The organism is Helicobacter sp. 'house sparrow 1', from assembly GCF_900199585.1.
Taxonomy (GTDB): domain Bacteria; phylum Campylobacterota; class Campylobacteria; order Campylobacterales; family Helicobacteraceae; genus Helicobacter_H.
In genome coordinates this window covers 373,002-390,267 of sequence record NZ_FZQY01000004.1, presented here as the reverse complement: position 1 = coordinate 390,267, position 17,266 = coordinate 373,002, and the positions used below count along the sequence as shown (strand labels likewise).

The 17,266-nt window shown below is 32.7% G+C and carries 22 protein-coding genes; all 22 read right to left on the bottom strand.

Annotation, left to right across the window (positions count from 1 at the left end; translation table 11 throughout):
* Window positions 1-19: 19 nt before the first annotated feature.
* A complete protein-coding gene (gene rpmB / locus C6H31_RS02350) occupies window positions 20-208 on the bottom strand; it encodes a 50S ribosomal protein L28 (protein ID WP_104697195.1) in 189 nt (62 codons plus the stop codon).
* Between the two features lie 59 nt (window positions 209-267).
* The gene (locus C6H31_RS02345) at window positions 268-1,017 is read right to left on the bottom strand and encodes a TIGR02757 family protein (protein WP_158654739.1); all 750 of its coding nucleotides are present in this window, start codon (window positions 1,015-1,017) and stop codon (window positions 268-270) included.
* 57 nt (window positions 1,018-1,074) lie between these two features.
* Window positions 1,075-2,898 (bottom strand): flagellar hook-associated protein FlgK, encoded by a 1,824-nt coding sequence (gene flgK / locus C6H31_RS02340; RefSeq protein ID WP_104697193.1) that lies wholly within the window; start codon window positions 2,896-2,898, stop codon window positions 1,075-1,077.
* A gap of 3 nt (window positions 2,899-2,901) precedes the next feature.
* The gene (locus tag C6H31_RS02335; RefSeq protein WP_104697192.1) at window positions 2,902-3,330 is read right to left on the bottom strand and encodes a hypothetical protein; all 429 of its coding nucleotides are present in this window, start codon (window positions 3,328-3,330) and stop codon (window positions 2,902-2,904) included.
* Between the two features lie 41 nt (window positions 3,331-3,371).
* Window positions 3,372-3,575, bottom strand: a complete 204-nt coding sequence (locus tag C6H31_RS02330; RefSeq protein ID WP_104697191.1) for a flagellar biosynthesis anti-sigma factor FlgM — start codon at window positions 3,573-3,575, stop codon at window positions 3,372-3,374.
* A 55-nt stretch (window positions 3,576-3,630) separates the two neighbouring features.
* On the bottom strand, window positions 3,631-3,825 hold the full coding sequence (locus C6H31_RS02325; protein WP_104697190.1) for a hypothetical protein: 195 nt from the start codon (window positions 3,823-3,825) through the stop codon (window positions 3,631-3,633).
* A gap of 47 nt (window positions 3,826-3,872) precedes the next feature.
* Window positions 3,873-4,331, bottom strand: a complete 459-nt coding sequence (locus C6H31_RS02320; protein WP_104697189.1) for an acyltransferase — start codon at window positions 4,329-4,331, stop codon at window positions 3,873-3,875.
* Complete coding sequence (locus tag C6H31_RS02315) at window positions 4,331-6,001, bottom strand: N-6 DNA methylase (RefSeq protein WP_104697188.1); 1,671 nt, start codon at window positions 5,999-6,001, stop codon at window positions 4,331-4,333. The genes C6H31_RS02320 and C6H31_RS02315 overlap by 1 nt, the downstream gene beginning before the upstream one ends.
* A 439-nt stretch (window positions 6,002-6,440) precedes the next feature.
* On the bottom strand, window positions 6,441-6,947 hold the full coding sequence (locus C6H31_RS02310; protein ID WP_233709952.1) for an FKBP-type peptidyl-prolyl cis-trans isomerase: 507 nt from the start codon (window positions 6,945-6,947) through the stop codon (window positions 6,441-6,443).
* Window positions 6,928-7,887 (bottom strand): tetratricopeptide repeat protein, encoded by a 960-nt coding sequence (locus C6H31_RS02305; protein ID WP_104697187.1) that lies wholly within the window; start codon window positions 7,885-7,887, stop codon window positions 6,928-6,930. Before C6H31_RS02305 ends, C6H31_RS02310 begins: the two co-directional genes overlap by 20 nt.
* A gap of 13 nt (window positions 7,888-7,900) precedes the next feature.
* Window positions 7,901-8,404, bottom strand: a complete 504-nt coding sequence (locus C6H31_RS02300) for an OmpA family protein (protein WP_104697186.1) — start codon at window positions 8,402-8,404, stop codon at window positions 7,901-7,903.
* A 67-nt stretch (window positions 8,405-8,471) separates the two neighbouring features.
* Entirely contained in the window at window positions 8,472-9,728 is a 1,257-nt protein-coding gene (tolB, locus tag C6H31_RS02295) for a Tol-Pal system protein TolB (protein WP_104697185.1), read from the bottom strand.
* Window positions 9,721-10,503: a TonB C-terminal domain-containing protein gene (locus C6H31_RS02290; protein WP_104697184.1), complete on the bottom strand. Its 783-nt coding sequence runs from the start codon at window positions 10,501-10,503 to the stop codon at window positions 9,721-9,723. The genes tolB and C6H31_RS02290 overlap by 8 nt, the downstream gene beginning before the upstream one ends.
* On the bottom strand, window positions 10,503-10,904 hold the full coding sequence (locus C6H31_RS02285; protein WP_442778067.1) for a biopolymer transporter ExbD: 402 nt from the start codon (window positions 10,902-10,904) through the stop codon (window positions 10,503-10,505). The genes C6H31_RS02290 and C6H31_RS02285 overlap by 1 nt, the downstream gene beginning before the upstream one ends.
* The gene (locus C6H31_RS02280; protein WP_104697182.1) at window positions 10,894-11,484 is read right to left on the bottom strand and encodes a MotA/TolQ/ExbB proton channel family protein; all 591 of its coding nucleotides are present in this window, start codon (window positions 11,482-11,484) and stop codon (window positions 10,894-10,896) included. Before C6H31_RS02280 ends, C6H31_RS02285 begins: the two co-directional genes overlap by 11 nt.
* Window positions 11,484-11,873 (bottom strand): ATP synthase F1 subunit epsilon, encoded by a 390-nt coding sequence (gene atpC, locus C6H31_RS02275; protein WP_104697181.1) that lies wholly within the window; start codon window positions 11,871-11,873, stop codon window positions 11,484-11,486. The genes C6H31_RS02280 and atpC overlap by 1 nt, the downstream gene beginning before the upstream one ends.
* A 9-nt stretch (window positions 11,874-11,882) precedes the next feature.
* The gene (atpD, locus tag C6H31_RS02270; protein ID WP_104697180.1) at window positions 11,883-13,283 is read right to left on the bottom strand and encodes a F0F1 ATP synthase subunit beta; all 1,401 of its coding nucleotides are present in this window, start codon (window positions 13,281-13,283) and stop codon (window positions 11,883-11,885) included.
* 18 nt (window positions 13,284-13,301) lie between these two features.
* Entirely contained in the window at window positions 13,302-14,198 is an 897-nt protein-coding gene (gene atpG / locus C6H31_RS02265) for an ATP synthase F1 subunit gamma (RefSeq protein WP_104697179.1), read from the bottom strand.
* A gap of 2 nt (window positions 14,199-14,200) precedes the next feature.
* Complete coding sequence (gene atpA, locus C6H31_RS02260; protein WP_104697178.1) at window positions 14,201-15,712, bottom strand: F0F1 ATP synthase subunit alpha; 1,512 nt, start codon at window positions 15,710-15,712, stop codon at window positions 14,201-14,203.
* Window positions 15,713-15,736: 24 nt separating this feature from the next.
* Window positions 15,737-16,267, bottom strand: coding sequence for a F0F1 ATP synthase subunit delta (locus C6H31_RS02255; protein WP_104697177.1), 531 nt, complete (start codon window positions 16,265-16,267; stop codon window positions 15,737-15,739).
* Window positions 16,267-16,773 carry a F0F1 ATP synthase subunit B gene (locus C6H31_RS02250; RefSeq protein WP_104697176.1) on the bottom strand — a complete coding sequence of 169 codons (507 nt, stop codon included), beginning with the start codon at window positions 16,771-16,773 and terminating at the stop codon, window positions 16,267-16,269. Before C6H31_RS02250 ends, C6H31_RS02255 begins: the two co-directional genes overlap by 1 nt.
* 11 nt (window positions 16,774-16,784) lie before the next feature.
* Window positions 16,785-17,216, bottom strand: coding sequence for a F0F1 ATP synthase subunit B family protein (locus C6H31_RS02245; protein ID WP_104697175.1), 432 nt, complete (start codon window positions 17,214-17,216; stop codon window positions 16,785-16,787).
* Window positions 17,217-17,266 lie beyond the last annotated feature (50 nt).

Here is a 17,266-nt window from a genome sequence, read left to right as displayed (position 1 = left end):
GATTAAACTACAAAAATCTTCAAGAACGCTTTTTCATTGTGCGCAAAGTGGAAGCTGCAACCTTGATACGCATTGAAGTGCCATCTTCTAATTTAACACGAACTCTTCTTAAATTAGGTAATGATCTCTTTTTTGTTTTATTATTTGCGTGACTTACATTATTCCCAACCATAGGGCCTTTACCTGTAAAAAAACACCTTCTTGCCATACATCTTTCCTTTTTTATAAAAAATTCCTAGCCATTATATTAAAAAAAAGTAAAAATACCTAAAATTGTTGCTTTTCTTGCCCAATTCTATAAAGTGCAAAATCATATTTTACAGGGTCGTTTGAATCAAACTTCTTAAGAGATTGGGTGGCAGAAACTGCAAACTTTAAATTAGGGGTATTGCCTCGTGATAACTTTAATTTTTTACAAATACTAAAAATGTGGGTATCAAGAGGTAAAATTAAATCTCTTGTTGGAATCTCCTCCCATAATCCAAAGTCAATTAAATCTTTTCTTACCATCCATCTCAAAAATAGATTCCAGCGCTTTTTAGGTGAGGAATTAAGTGTGTCTAAAGGAATTGGGGTTGAGAGCAGATGTTTCATTCCCTTGGAGTTTTGCAAACAATCCCACTCCCCATAAAGCTTATCAATTCCTGCATTAATTGCACCAAAAATTCCATCCTTTTTATACCCCTCTATCATAATACTTTTTATGCCCCCACTCTGATGAACCTTAAATAAAATACAGAAAAATTCCTTTATATCTTGACTACTTTGAAAACGATATTTTGGAAAATTAGCTTTTTTAATTGTTGCAAGATCTGTTTGTAAAAGATTGAAATCCAACTTTTGGAGAAATTTCACAATACTGTCTGCTCTACCATAAGAAAATAAAGCACAGGCAAGTGCAATGAGTTCAAAACAAGGATGTGTAACATATCTTCTTACAACTATTAGTGGATCTGGGGTGCTAAAATCTTCATTTTGATTTCTATTATGATAATATGCTTCTAAAATATCTCTCAAAAACACCCTCTAAAAAATGATTTTTGAATATCAATGATTGTTTTTTAAAAACCCAACTTATTGTTTAATGCTCAAAAGTGTATCAATCATTTTATCAATTGTTGTAATCACTTTAGCATTTGCTGCATATCCCCCCTGAAACTTGATTAGATTGACCATCTCTTCATCAATACTTACTTGAGAAATCGCAAGATGCTCTTTTTTTGTAGTCTCTAAAACAGCCTTTTTTGTATCCAAAGAAGTTTGAGCACTTTGTGCTTGAGTTGCAATATTTCCTGCAACAAGCTGATAATACTCACTTAGTTTCATCTTTTTTATATCTGATTTTTTATCATAAAATTCAATATCATCATACTGCAATTGCTGCATCATATTTGCAACTTCAAAATTTCCAGCAACGGGTGCTAACCAAGACCTTATTTCTGTTGGACTCTTTTGATACCTATAATCAAGCTGTATGGTTCTTGCATCATTTCCAAGAAATAAGGAGTTAATTCCCAAAGCTCCTGTAAAATTTGTACCATTATCTCTTAAAGAAACAAAAAGTCCATCTGATGGCTTTTTTGGTTGTATTATAAGCTGTTTTGTTGCATCATCAAAAAATGCCTTATAATAATCATCAAAATCATTTTGGGAATTATTGTCTTTATTATCATCTACATTCGCGTTGATTTGTTTAACAATATCTCTCATTGTTGTTGTATTGTTGATAAAGATTGTCTTTTTTACCATTTCCTTGCCATCAGTATTATAAACAATCAGATCAAAACTACCATTCTTTACATTATAAAGAGTATCCCTAAAGGCCTCATTTTGAGATAGACTAAGTCTATTACTTTGAATACCATTGCTTGCACTTTGTGCATAAATAGAATTATTTGCCTCAATAAAACCTTTTGCAAAACTATCCAATGCATTGATATAGGCTTGAAGCTTCCCTACTTTGGTTCCATCATGACCATCATTATAAAGATCTATCAAAGCACCAACTTTTCCTGTAGTCAATTTATCAGTAATTTCAAAATTTTTAAAATCATAGCCCTGTATATACACGCGATTTAAATTATTTGCATTATTATTTTTTTCTAGCACAATTGGGTGAAAGTTTCCTCCATCCACGATATTTAGCCCCTTGCCTATATTTAAGACATATTCATCATCAAAATCTGCAGAATCTGGACTTACTTTCTCTTGAGTTACAAGATTATTTTTAAATACATTGGCTCCAATAAGTTCCCTAAGATTAAACTCTAGTTGATCTCTTCTGTCTCTTAAAGTATTGGCTCTTTTTTGGATATGCTTATTCTCCATTTCCTTAATTTCGCGATTAATCTGTGCAATCTGCGCACCAATTTCATTAATTTCTTTTACCCTCACTTCTAAGTCTTCTGAAGCTTTCATTTGAAGTGTAACAAGCTTTTGTCTTGTATCATGTAAATTATTTATAAAGATCTTAGCTTTTTCTACCAAAACTTGCTTCTGTGCAGGATCTTTTGGATTTTTTGCTATATCTTTCCAAGCATTAAAATACTCCTTCATATCATTATAAATTCCAACACCATCTACATCAGGAAACATTGAAGAGGTTTCTCTTAAAAAATTAAACTCCGTATCTGCAAAATTAAAATCTTGTGCAGCTCTAGCATAGCGTTCAAAAACAAATTCATTATGGATTCTTTGGACTGATTGAACATCAACACCCCTACCATAAGAAACATTATTACCCTGAATGATTGGCTTTTCTGGGGAAGAAATAACCCTTTGACGACTATAAAACTCATCACTTGCATTTGATATATTATTTCCAGTGACATCTACCATCAATTGGTTAGCTTGAAGTCCTGTATAAGAAGTGTTAAGCGAAGATAAGATTCCACCCATCTTCTATGCCTCTATCTTCAAAAATGTACTCTGGATGGTCCTAGGACTACCATATCCTGAAACTTCATGAGGCACAAGTCTTTGCATTAAAGAGGAATAAAACTCCGAAACTGCAAAGACCATACGGGCATACCCAGTATTTATTTCCTTTAATTCTTGCAGTTTCTCCTTCATAGAACCCAAAAGCTCACTAGCCTCTCCATCAAGCAATTCACTTAATTCAACTTGGGGACAACTATTTTTTAAGCTTAAAATTTCTTGTTGTGCCATATTTTTTTTGTTTTCAAAGGAAACAATCAAAGGCTGTTTTTGGAGATTACGCTCAAATAGCTTTTCATGGTTTGCTTCTTTAATATCTTGCATATCTAAGCGAGTAAGTTCTATGAGAGCTTCTAGGTCGCTTACAGCTCCCCTTAAATAATTATGCAACATCCCTACCTCTTAACTTATAATCTAACCTAAATCTAGGATTTTTATAAGTTAAGCAAATTTAGTGCCATTTTTTCTGAAGTAATCTGTAAATCGATTTTATAGGTTCCATTTTTGATGGCTTGCTTAATCACTGCCACCTTATCTTCTCTTTTTTGAGTAGCATTAACCTCTTGATTTTTTATTCGCTTATCTTGTTTTTCTAAAGCACCAACAAGACCAGCCTTATTTCCAACTGGGCTAATCATCTTGCTTTCTCCTAACTAAACTATATTCCATAACATCGTCTTTTTCACTACTTTTTTAATTAAGTTTCAACTTCATTATTTCTTTTTTTATGGCCTCAGGATCTATCTCGCCACGGGGCTTTTTTTCTGCAATCAAAGAACTGCCAAAACTTTGGCTATAAGTATAAATTAACACAAAAGTCATACCATATAAAAAAAACAAAAAACATAGACTGGGAAAAATCCATGTTTTTAAATCAAATTTCCTCATCTAAAGGACCTCTACAAGATATAGAATTAGAACTTCCTTATTGTATCTTATTTTTTCAACTCTTTAATTTTTCTTGCAGGATTCCCCGCGTAAAAACCAGGAGTAACAATATCTCTTGTCACAACACTACCTGCACCAACTACTACATCATCACAAATCTTTACAGGTAATATTGTAGCATTTGTCCCAATCAGAACTCTATTCCCCACAAATGTTTTTTTAAAATAAGTAGGATCTTTTGCCAAAACCCCATCTTTAAAAGTATCATTAATAAACTTTACTCCATGTCCAATAAAACAATCTTTTCCTATTGTGACCAAAGAGCAAATAAAGCTATGACTTTGGATTCTTGTGCGTGCTCCAACAACGACATCTTTTTGTATCTCTACAAAAGGTCCTACAAACACATCTTCTTCTAAAGTACATTCATAAAGATTAGATGGCATCACTACAGTAACACTATCATCTGCACAGACATCTCTTATTTTAGATTCTATTATATTCATTAACTATTCCTTAATTCCAATATTCTTTTTTCAAGCCTTTCTAAATCTTGAGAAAGTTCCAAAATTTTTTCAAAAAACCTCTCATAAAAAATCTCATAGTTATGAGGCAAAACCAACCGAAGTAATAATTCTATATTTAAACTCTCTTTTGAGCTTTTCTCATAAATACTCCGCAACTTCTCTTGCCCCTGTTTTGTAAAAAAATAACAATAAAGGGCTAGGTTTTTTTTGATATCCTTATGGCGCAAAACAACAACCCCTGTATTTGCAACGCACGCAAAATTGATTTTTTCAAGGATTGTAATTTTTGGCATACTACCTCTCAAGGAGAGTAAAATATCATAACTTTTCAATGCATACTTTTTGATCTTTTTTGGATTACCTCTAGTTTTTAGATTTTCAAATTTTTTAGTAAAACCAAGGGTGCTAAAATCAGCAATTCCTATATCAAAATAGGAAATCTCTTCATCTTCTTTACTTCCATAGACTCTTTGTCCTCTAATAACTTCAAACCCTGCTTTCTCTATAGTATTACCAGAATCATCCATATTGGGATTTACATAAGTGCCTACACTCAAATCATCATATCTAACATCTTTAACATGGGTTAATTGAGAATAATTACCTATCTTTTTATTTTTAAAAATATCAAGCAAATAATCTAAATTTCTTAAACAATTATATTTCCCTTCTTTTGCATAAAAAAAATCATTATTTGCATTAATATGTAAAATATTTTCGCTATTTGGAGCTAAAACTATAATTGATAAATCATGATTTTGGAATGGAAGAATATTTTTTGGTAACTCAATAATTGCTTCAATAACCCTATCCTCTAGAAGTCTTTGTCTTATTTTTGCCTCAGAATAAGACTTTTGTAAAACTTGATTCCTTACAATAAAGACGCCTCTCTTTTTTATATGTACCAAAGAATGCGTAAGGAAAATTAATTCAGAATAGTGCTTTGCCAATGCCCCCATCTGAGAAAATCTAACATCTTTTTTTAGATATTCTAATCCCATATAAGCATACATCGGAGGATTACATAACACTTTATCAAATTTTTTTATCCCCTTATCTGTTATAAATTGGGGATTTTTTAACAAATCATTTATAAATAAATTTTTAGAATCCATGTCACAAATCTTTGTAATCAAGATTGCAATATGCGCAAGTTTAAAATCAAGCTCTTCTCCAAAAATTCTGGCTTTTGGTTGCAGTTTTGCAAGACTTAAAAAAATACTACCAACACCATAACAAGGATTATAGACTTCCTCATTTTCTTGGACATCAAGCAGTCCTACTAAAAGTCGGTTAATCTGTAGGGGGGTAGAGTAATAATAAAGCTTATTTAGTGTTTTTTGCTGGGTAATAACATAAAAAAACTTTTCTATGACATCTAAAGTTAAAGTTGTGCCCATCAATATTTTTTTTATACGACTAGATTTGATATTATCATTAATCAAAAGAGGCTGGTTGATATGATGATAGATAAAAAAATCTTCTGCCACACGCTTAAAAACTTTTGGATTAAGACTAAAAATACTAGAATCTTTGCGCCAAAGTAATAGTACCTCAAGCATCACATTTAGTGCATCAAAAATATCCAAACAGTGTTTTTTTAAATATTCAAAGCAGTGAATTAACTTTTGAGTCTCTTCTCTTTGCATATCTTCACTTTAACCTTAAGATTTTTTTATTATTCTAGCAAATTTAATAAAATTCAAAATCTTTAATGTAAAAATAGAATTAATCAAAAAACTAGAATATCTAAAATATTTTCCACTCTTAAACTAAAAAAAATAATTAGTCATAAAACCATAATAAGATTATAAAATCGAAGCTTGCAACAGCCACTGAAATTATCTGTAATTAAGCTTATATAGACTGCTGAAAATGAGAAAACTGGAATAAAATTATTAAATAGATTAAGATCAACTTAACATCAAAACCACACAAATAAGAACTTGTCATCACAAGCAAAAAAAGCTTTAAGATGCTAATATCTTTAAGAAATATCTTAACCAAAATTAACACTTAAAATGGTATTAATTTTGGAAAACATTTTTAAAATAAAATCAGCTTAAAATAGTTTTAATTAAATCAACCCTAGTGACAACCACAGCCACTTCCACAACCACATCCCCCATGCGAATTTGATGCACCAAGTAATTCTTGTTCTGTAGGATCATAAACATCTAAAATCGTTACATCAAAAACCAATGTCTTTCCTGCAAGTGGATGATTATAATCAATCATTACAACCTTATCATTAAAATCTTTTACAGTCACCTGAACACTCTCTCCATTATCACCTTGACCAAATAGCGTCATTCCATTCACAAGATCAATTCCTTCAAACTGTTCCCTTGGTACTTCTTGCAAAAAATCAACCTGATAAATTCCATAAGCATCCTCTGGAGCTACTTCAATTTCTAAAGTTTCTCCTTTATTTTTATCAAGTAGCGCATTCTCTAAACCTGGGATAATCTGTCCGCCACCTACTAAAAACTTTAAAGGCTGACTCTCTAGATTTGTGTCAATCACATCACCTGTTTGCTTATCCTTCACACTATATTGAATAGATACCATTTTATTATGCTTTATTCTGTTCACTTTCTTCCTTTTTATTGGTTTTGTTTTTTATTTCTATTGCTTTTTTTCCTTGCTCACTCTCTGGATACATCCTTGCAAGCAAATCAAGGAAGCCTTGATGATTTTTATCATCCTTTAAATATTTAAAAGACCATGCTGTCCTCCACAATAAAATAGGCATATAAGAAGCCTTCTCATCAATTGTGGCACTTTTTTTGTAAAGATCCACTGCGCTTTTATAATTCTTTTTACGATAGGCAATATCTCCAAGCATATAATAACACTCTGCGCTCTTATAATTTTCTTTGATAAGATAGTTAAGAATATCCTCTGATTTATCATAGTCTTTTTTCTGTACCAAAGCCTTTGCTTCGGCAAATTTTTCTTTATTGCTTTTAGCAGGCAATGGTGGTTGTTCCTTTTTTATCTCCTCTTGCTCTGGTATTGGTGTTGTTAGGGGTGCAGAAACTTCTTTTTGATTTTTTTCCAAAAATTGGGACATTAAAGTTAATTGTTGAATGATACTATTGTTATTTTCTGTCATTACCCGATTAATTTCTTGGATAGAATATTGTATCTTTTTTATTTCTTCTTGCTGAGCTTCTAGTTGTGCTCTCAATGCCTCAATATCCTGTGAGCGATCTTTTGCTTTCTCTTCCATATTTTCAAGCTGATTTTGCATACCACTAACTGCATTCTGAAGGACTATAAAAGAATCTGTCATTCTTTTAATCTTTAGATTCTGTCCCTCAACAAGTGTCTTCAAACCTTCTTGAGCTTGCTCAACACTATTTAATCGATTTTGTAAATCAGTAGCAATACCCTGTAAATTTTTACTACTGGATTGCAGATTACTAATATCATTTTTTGTCGCACCACTCTGCAACTCAAAAGCCGAAGGCTCAGCACTCAAAAATGTCGCAAAAAAAACTAATAGAAAAAAAAATCTTTTCTTTATCATAGATATCTATTGACTATCTTTTTAATAGCCTAATATCTCCTCTCCTATTTTTTTGATAGCATTCTACAGTCTTTTCCACGCAAACTGGTTTTGTCTTTCCAAGTGAAACAACATCTATATCAGCCTTATCAATACCTCTTGTAATTAGAGCAGTCTTCACTGCTAAAGCTCTTCTATTTCCCAGTGCAAAGTTATACTCATCACTCCCAAATTCATCCGTATTTCCCTCGATAAGAACTTTCATATCAGGATTTTCTTCAATTAAACTCACACTACTCTCAAGAACTGCTTGCATATCTGCCCTAATATCAAATTTGTCAAAATCAAAAAGTACACTTCCTATAATACTGCCATCTTCTAACATTTTTTTAGGCTCAGGAGTCTCCTCTGGAGCTTCAACCATATTCGGCCGGATGGTCTCCTCATCAACTAATGCATTATCATCACTTATAATAGCTTTATTTGCACAACCAAGAAATAAGATAACCATACAAAGAGGTAAAAAAAATTTTTTCAAATTAAGCCCTTTCTAAGAATTCGAAGTACTATAGATTGTATTTAAATAAGCTAAATAAGTCAATAAGTTACCAATCAAAGGATTGTATGTAAATATTTTCCAAAGGAAATAAAAAGGTTTTATTATAATCTAGCCTAATAATCCCCAAAGCACTTTGGTTTGTCTGATTCTTAACAAACATAATACTACCACCATCAGAAGAGAATCTTGGTAATTGATTAATTCCATTTGCTGTTAATCTTCTAATAAAATCATTCTTAGTAGAGATTAGATATAGGTTAAAAGTATTGGGACCAAAATCATTACTTGTTTCTCGGCTAGAGTACACTACATAATCTTTGTGAGAAGAAACCGAACTATTATTTCTTCCATGATACACAACCTGCTCTACTGGCGCACCATCTTCTAAACTCTTATAAAAGACATTTGGGTATCCTAGTCGATCTGATACAAAGATAATTGCGCCATCATTTTCAACAAAGCTCCCTGAAACATCTATCCCTCTATACTTTGTAAGTTGTGTTTTTTGTTTAGTTTGAGTGTCAAATAGGAAAATATCTGGATCTCCCATAGGCGCTAAGGTTAAAAGCAATTTATTTGAATCTTGGCTCACATCTGATACAACCGCCATTCCACTACTTTTTTCTATCTCAGTGCTCACACCTGTATAAACATTATATTTTATAATCGTAGGCATATTATTGACAAACTTTGTGTAATAAATCTCTGTCTGCTCTTTATTTGCCCATTTTGGGAATATATTCAATCCATCATTAATAATCACCTTTTTGTAGGTTAAGGTATAATCACTAATCATAATATTTGTCCTACCGGGTCCTACATAGGTAGATAAAACCACATATCTTCTCATCCAATCAATAGAAGGTGCTTTTATATAATCATTAATGTCAATTGCAATCTTATGTGCTACAAAAGGATAAAGTTTCTCATCATCAATCATATATGCTTTATCCAGTATTAAGTTTTGCGCATTAATATCAAAAAGTTTTACAATAATCTTAAAACCTTCATCATTGCGCTGTGCTTCAATATTAACTAATAGGTCAATTTTATTTCCTAAAAATTCCATATAGTTTGGTTTTATTTTCCCTTTTTTTCCCTCTTGTACAGAAAAATGACCACTTATATTTAAATCACCTAATAATATTTTATAGACTTTTAAAGCTTGCTCAGCATTTTTATTATCAAAGTAAGTAACCTGAATTGTTGGAATTTTTTGAATAGTCTTTACTAAATCAATCGTGGCGTCTGCACCAAAAGCAACACAAATAACCAATAATAATACTGAAAATATTTTATTCATCTTGAGCCTTTGATCTAAAATTTACCTCTACATTTATAAATTTTTTATGAGGATATGGTGGCATTTTTACACCCTTTAGCTTTTCTAATACAGCTTTTATTTTTTGATTATACTCATCATATTGTGAATATCTTAAAATTTTATAGGAAAAATCTCCATTATCTGTAATAGTAATCAACACACTAATTATTGTCTTTTGATAGAAAGAAAAATCCCAGTTTTCATATAAAATCTTGTAGATTTTTTCTACCCATTCATCATGGATTCCCTTATCTTGATTTGGAGGTATTTCTGTCTTAATATCTATACTAGCATTAATATTTTCTAAAGCTCGATTTGTACTTTGTATGCTTGTTTGTAAATTCTTAATGCTTTCTTGTTGCTGTCTAAGCATTTCTTGGTATCTCTTTTTTTCTTCATAAGCCCTTCTTTGTGCTTCTTGCTTTCTCTTTTCTTGTTCTTCCTTTTGCTTTTCAATATCCTTACTCCAATCAGGAATACCAGAAAAAAGATCTTTTAATCCAGGAAGTTGCAACTCTTCTTCATTATTTTCATTTTCCACTTCAGGTTGCACTTCAGCTTTAGGAATTTTTACTACAGGTTCATCAATCACAAGAGCCTCTATTGGTAAGGTCTGCTCAAACTGTGTATCTGCTTTAATAATAAATTTATCTGCTTTTTTTAGGTTAATAATTCCAAAAATTGCAAATACCACTGCTAAATATAGTAAAAAAGAAAAGCTTCCTGTTAAATAAAAAAAACTCTTTTTTTTCATTAATTTGTTGTTACCAAAGAAACCTTAGAAAAACCTGCCTCTTTGATGCTTTTGAGAAGATAAATAACATCTTGGTAAGCCAGTTGCTTATCTGCACGGATATATACATTGATTGTCTTTGAATACTGATTTGCCAAAAGATTAAAACTATCAGGAAAGGCATTGTAGTCATATACTTCATCCTTGATATAAATCTTCTTATTAATATCCATACGAATCTCTAGTTTATCATCCTGAGATACCTTTGAAGCTTTTGAACCCTTAGGTAAACTGATGTCCTCTTTATAAACAACTGCCGGTGTAGTTACCATTAAGATAGCCAATAAAACCAGCATTATATCAACCAAAGGAGTGATATTTAATTCTGGTTTTTCTTCCCAATCTATTAAATTATTGTCCAATATTTACTCCCTTATCTATTGCTGTCCTTTTTTCTGTCGAGAGAATATCAATTTGCATTTGAACAAACACACTAATATCATAAGCCTTTCTTTTTAGCATCAAAAAGAAAGAATATGCAGGAATTGCAACCAAAATCCCGGCTGCAGTAGCAATAAGTGCCTGAGAAATCACAGGGGCAATCACATCAAATGCAACCTGACCACCACTTCCAAGTCTCCCAAATGCATCTAAAATTTCAACAACAGTTCCAAATAAACCAATAAAAGGTGCAGTAGAAGAAATAATACTCAATACCACCAACCCTGTTGAAATTCTCTTTTGAACCTGAGATCTCCAAACCAACAAAAGTTCTTTTGATGGTTTTTTAGTAATTTTTTGAAAAAGAGAATCGCTTGGTGTCATTGCTTTACCTGTCAAAATTGCATCCAAAGAATCTTTTTCTTTATTAAATGCTGTTTTAAGTAAAAAAAACTTATAGAAAAATATCCAAAAAGTTACTATAAAGTAAATTGAAAGCCACAATAAAACCAAAAGCGAAATAAGGCTGCTATTATGAATAAAACCCTCTAAACTTAACATCACATTCCTTTAACTGAGCTATATTTATCAATCCTAGAAACAACGCTTGAGATTGCAATTTTATCATTGCTTGACTCTTCTAGGAGTTTTTTTGCATTTTGAATTGCTAAGTTAATATCGCCTTTATTTTCACTTATTAAAACAGCATTATCCACCAAGACATCAACTTGATTTGATTGAATCTTTGCATAACCCCAGTTAATTGCCACTAAATCTCTTTGATCCCCCCTAACAATTTCTATTGTTCCTGTCTTTAACAAAGAGAGTAAATCACTATGACCCTCTACAACACCAAACTCTCCATCAAAACCTGGAAGTGTCATAGAAGTCACCATACCATCAAAAATTTTCCCATAAGGAGTAATAATACTCACCATCAAAGTATCCATTTATTTTCCTTAGGCGCTTTTCATTTTTTCTGCTTTCTCAACAGCCTCTTGAATATTTCCAACCATATAAAATGCATTTTCAGGGATATGATCATATTTTCCTTCTAAAATACCCTTAAAGCCCTCAAGAGTTTCTTCAAGAGTAACATATTTTCCAGGACTCCCTGTAAATACTTCTGCAACAAAAAATGGTTGTGAAAGAAATTTCTCAATTTTTCTTGCTCTCTCAACAACTTTCTTATCTTCTTCTGATAATTCATCCATACCCAAAATTGCAATGATATCTTGCAAATCTTTGTATTTTTGCAAAATTTGTTGAATACTTGTTGCAACTTTATAATGCTCTTCACCAACAATTTGAGGATCCAAGATTCTTGAATTAGAATCTAAAGGATCCACTGCAGGATAAATTCCCTTTTCTGCAATCTTTCTATTTAAAACAGTCTTTGCATCAAGATGCGAGAAAACAGAAGCAGGAGCTGGGTCTGTAAGATCATCTGCGGGAACATAAACAGCTTGAACAGAAGTGATAGAACCTTTCTTTGTCGAAGTGATTCTCTCTTGCAGTCTTCCCATCTCACTCGCAAGAGTAGGTTGGTAACCTACTGCTGATGGTATTCTTCCTAAAAGTGCAGACATTTCAGCACCAGATTGAGCATATCTAAAAATATTATCAATAAACATCAAAACATCAAGTCCCTTTTCATCTCTAAAATACTCCGCCATTGTAAGACCTGTAAAAGCGATTCTATTTCTTGCCCCCGGTGGCTCATTCATTTGACCATAGCATAGAGCAACTTTATCTAAAACTCCTCCTTCTTTCATTTCATGATATAAATCATTTCCCTCTCTTGTTCTCTCGCCTACTCCAGCAAATACAGAATAGCCACTGTGCTTATAGGCAACATTATGGATTAATTCCATAATCACAACTGTTTTTCCAACACCTGCTCCCCCAAATAAACCAACCTTACCACCTTTTGAATATGGAGCAAGAAGATCTATCACCTTAATCCCTGTCTCAAACATTTCCGTTTTTGTGGATTGACTCTCAAAATTTGGAGCTTCTCTATGAATTGGCCAAGTTTGAACATCTTTAAGAGGCTCTCCACCATCAACCACTTCTCCAACTACATTGAAAATTCTACCAAGCACTTGCTCTCCAACAGGTACTTCAATCATCTTGCCTCTAGCTACAACTTCTTGCCCACGCGTGAGGCCTTCTGTCATATCCATTGCAATCGTTCTCACACGATTATCACCCAAATGGGCTGCAACTTCTAAAACGAGATTTTTTTCTTCACCCTCTACGCTATACTTAACATCTAATGCTTCATTAATTGCTGGTAAATAACCATCAAAATCCACATCAATAACTGGACCTATAACTTGTGTAATTTTTCCTTTCATATTTTTACTCCTGTATTTTTATTTCATCGCCTCTACACCAGCATTAATTTCTACAAGCTCTGTAGTAATCGCCTCTTGCCTTGCCTTATTATAAGAAATAGTCAAATTCTTTACAAGTTCTCCAGCATTATTTGTCGCAGCATCCATTGCCTGCATTCTAGCGCTATGTTCAGCAGCCAATGAATCAATCAATGCATAATACATATTGAACTCAAAATATTTCTTTGCTAAATCTTCTAAAACTTTATCCTCCTCATCATCTGGCTCAATTGATAGATTTACATTTTCTACTTCTTTTTTATAGACATCAAGATTTAAAGGTAAAACAGCACGAGACTTTAATTCTTGAGAAAGCATATTTTTAAATCCATTATGCAAAATAATAATCTCATCCGTTCTATCTTCTAAAAAATCTTCCACAACATTAAAAATAAATTGTGAAGCCGCTTCATAACTTGGAGATGCAGAAAGTCCCACTACCTTATCCAAAACTTCAACATTATTAAAAGTAAAATATGCAATCCCTTTCTTGCCAATGCCTCGAATCCTAACTTCAATTCCTTGAGACTGGTAGTGTGCCTTAAGTCGCATTGCCTCTTTAATGGTTACTGCGTTAAATCCACCACAAAGTCCTTTATCTGATGTAACTACGATAATATCAATTACCTTTACTTTTCTGTCTTTTGACTTTAAAAAATACTTTGAATTGATACTATCTAGTCCTCTTGAATGAATCTTAGAAACTAAATCATCAAAAACTTCATTAAGCTTTTGTGCATACAGCCTAGATTGTCTTGCCATTTCTTCGGCTTTCTTGAGCTTTGAAGTTGAAACTAGTTTCATTGCCCGAGTTGTCTTTTGTGTATTCTGAACACTCGTAATCTTTTTACGGATTTCTTTTAAATTATTTCCCATTTTTAATTACCAAAACTCACTTTAAATTCTTCAATCACAGCCTGCAAGGAAGACTCAATTTCAGAATCCAGTGCCTTTTTATTGCGAATATTCTCAAAAATCTCTGGTTTTTTGGATTCTATAAAACTATAAAGTCCTTTTTCAAAGGCTACAACCTTATCCACTGCGATATCATCTAAAAATCCTTTTGAACCAGCATAAATAATTACAACTTGTTTTTCAATTGGCAATGGAGAGTAAGGTTCTTGCTTTAATATTTCAACCATTCTTTGCCCACGATCAAGCTGTTTTCTACTTGTTTCATCAAGATCTGATGCAAACTGTGCAAAGGCTTGCAACTCTCTATATTGAGCCAAATCAAGCCTTAAAGTACCTGCTACCTGCTTTGTTGCTTTAATCTGTGCTGCACCACCAACACGCGATACAGAAAGACCTACATTGATAGCGGGTCTAATACCTGAGAAAAATAAATCCGTCTCCAAAAAGATTTGTCCATCTGTAATAGAAATTACATTTGTAGGAATATAGGCAGACACATCTCCTGCTTGTGTCTCAATAATAGGTAGTGCTGTAAGAGATCCTGCTCCTTTTGCATCACTAACTTTTGCAGCTCTTTCTAAAAGTCTTGAGTGTAAATAAAATACATCTCCTGGGAATGCTTCACGACCTGGTGGTCTTCTTAAGATTAAGGACATTTCACGATATGCCACAGCATGCTTAGTTAAATCATCATATACAATTAAAGCATGTCTTGCATTATCTCTAAAATACTCCCCAATAGTTACCCCTGTATAAGGTGCTAAAAATTGCATCGCAGCAGAATCTGAAGCTGATGCATTAACTACAACAGTATATTCCATTGCCCCGTGCTCTTCAAGCTTTCTAACAACTTGAGCTACTGTAGATTCTTTTTGACCAATTGCAACATAAATACAAATAACATCTTGACCTTTTTGATTAATAATTGTATCCACTGCTACTGTAGTTTTACCTGTTTGTCTATCACCAATGATTAATTCCCTTTGTCCTCTTCCAATAGGAACAAGAGCATCCACAGCTTTTAATCCTGTTTGTAAAGGTTCGTGGACAGACTTTCTCTCCATAATCCCTGGAGCCTTCTGCTCTACAAAGCGATATTCCTTTGCATCAATTGCACCCTTTCCATCAATTGGCTCTCCTAAAACATTAATTACACGACCAACTACACCATCTCCAACAGGGACCTTCATTAGCTTACCAAGTCTTTTAACCGAAACTCCCTCTTTAATATCTTTTCCAGATCCCAAAACGATAACACCAACACTACCTTCTTCTAGGTTTGATGCCAATCCCTTGTCACCTGTTTCAAACTCTACCATCTCATAGGACATAACATCTTTAATGCCATAAACCTTTGCAACACCATCTGCATAAGCTATAACCTTGCCCGTTTGTGCAATATCTACCTCAATATCAAAATTTTCAATTCTTTCTTTAATTATATTACTAATCTCTTCTGGTTTTAACTTTACCACTTCTCTCTCCTTTATATAACGAATTTAAATTGCCTTTAAAATATGAGACTTTAAGCCTTCTAAAAATCTCTGATTAGAAAAAGATATCTCCACACCCAATCCTTGAACCACTAGAGAGATTTCATCTCTTTGAAGTTCTTGACAACTCAACTCCAGTGTAACATTAAGATGCTTTGCAAGCTTATTTTGAATTTTAGCCACAGACTCTGAATCTAACATCTCCTTAGCATAAATAACACCCTGATAAGTCTTATTTTTCTCATTTAGGAAGTATTGTAGTTCTTCATAAAGATAGGGTAAAACTCTTATACGCTTATTTTCTAAAATCAGACTTAGTAAATTTTGGATTTTTTCCTCATCTACTTTGGCAATATCAAATAAAATCTTTTGTTTAGTCTTAAAATCAATATAAGGGGATTCCATCATATCAAGAAACTTTGCTTCCTTTAGAGCAAATAGGATAATTTCAAGTTTTTGTAACAAAGTTTCTAACTCCTTAGAATCCAAAACACCTAGCACAGCCTTTGCGTATCTCTTTGCTATCGTATTTAACATCACACTACCTTTCTTTCAAGGATATTAATGTATTCAGCAGTATTGAGTTGATTTTGAGAGAATACTTCGTGTAAAACTTCCTCTACCACTTCTTTTTGCATCTTCCTCTGCTCAAATTCCATCAACACCTCTGTGTTTTTTCTCATCGTCTCAATATCAATACTAGATTGTTCTTCAATCTTTTGAGCAATCACATAAGCCTCTTTTTTGGCTACTTCAAGAATCTCATTTGCCTTTTCTCTGGCTTCTTCCAACTTTCTTAATGCGTGCTCTTTATCATTCTTTGCTACCTTTAATCTTTCCTGAACTTCAGAGAGACGCTCTGCAATTTTTTCTCTTCTTGAAGCAAAAAAATCTTTTGCTTTAGCTGCAAAAAAATACCACAAAATAGCAATAAAAATTACAAAATTGATTGTCCTTTCAAGCATATCTGTTTGACTAAGATCTACAGCTGTTGCAAATACTAAAGTAGAAAAAAGTAGAAAAAAACTTATAATAATCTTCATTCCCCCACTCCTTAGATTGTTTGTAGTTTTGTTTGTAAGGCATCTTGAAAAATAGCCCTATCTTGTAATAAAGAATTTTTTAAATCTTGCTTTTGTGCTTGAAGTTTGTTACGAAACTCTTCAAGTTTTGCTTGATTTTCAGATCTATATCTTGCTATTTTGGCTTCACAAACAACCTTGGCATCATTTGAAGCCTTATCTAACATTTGCTTTGCCTCAATCCGTGCTTGATTTAAAATCTCATTTATCTCTTTTGTAATGAGCTCCACTTCATCTGCACTATTCCTAATTTCTTGGACATCATCATTAATAGATTTGTCACGCTTTTCCATATATAAAACCATCGGTTTAAAAAGCCAAATATTCAGCAAATATAAAGTTGCCAAAAAGACCACAAAAACCAATGCCATAAGACGCAAACTAAGTTCTGCTTCTACAGACATTACCTTCTCCTAAATGCTAAGATGCCTAGATTCTAACAAAAAAATCTTAA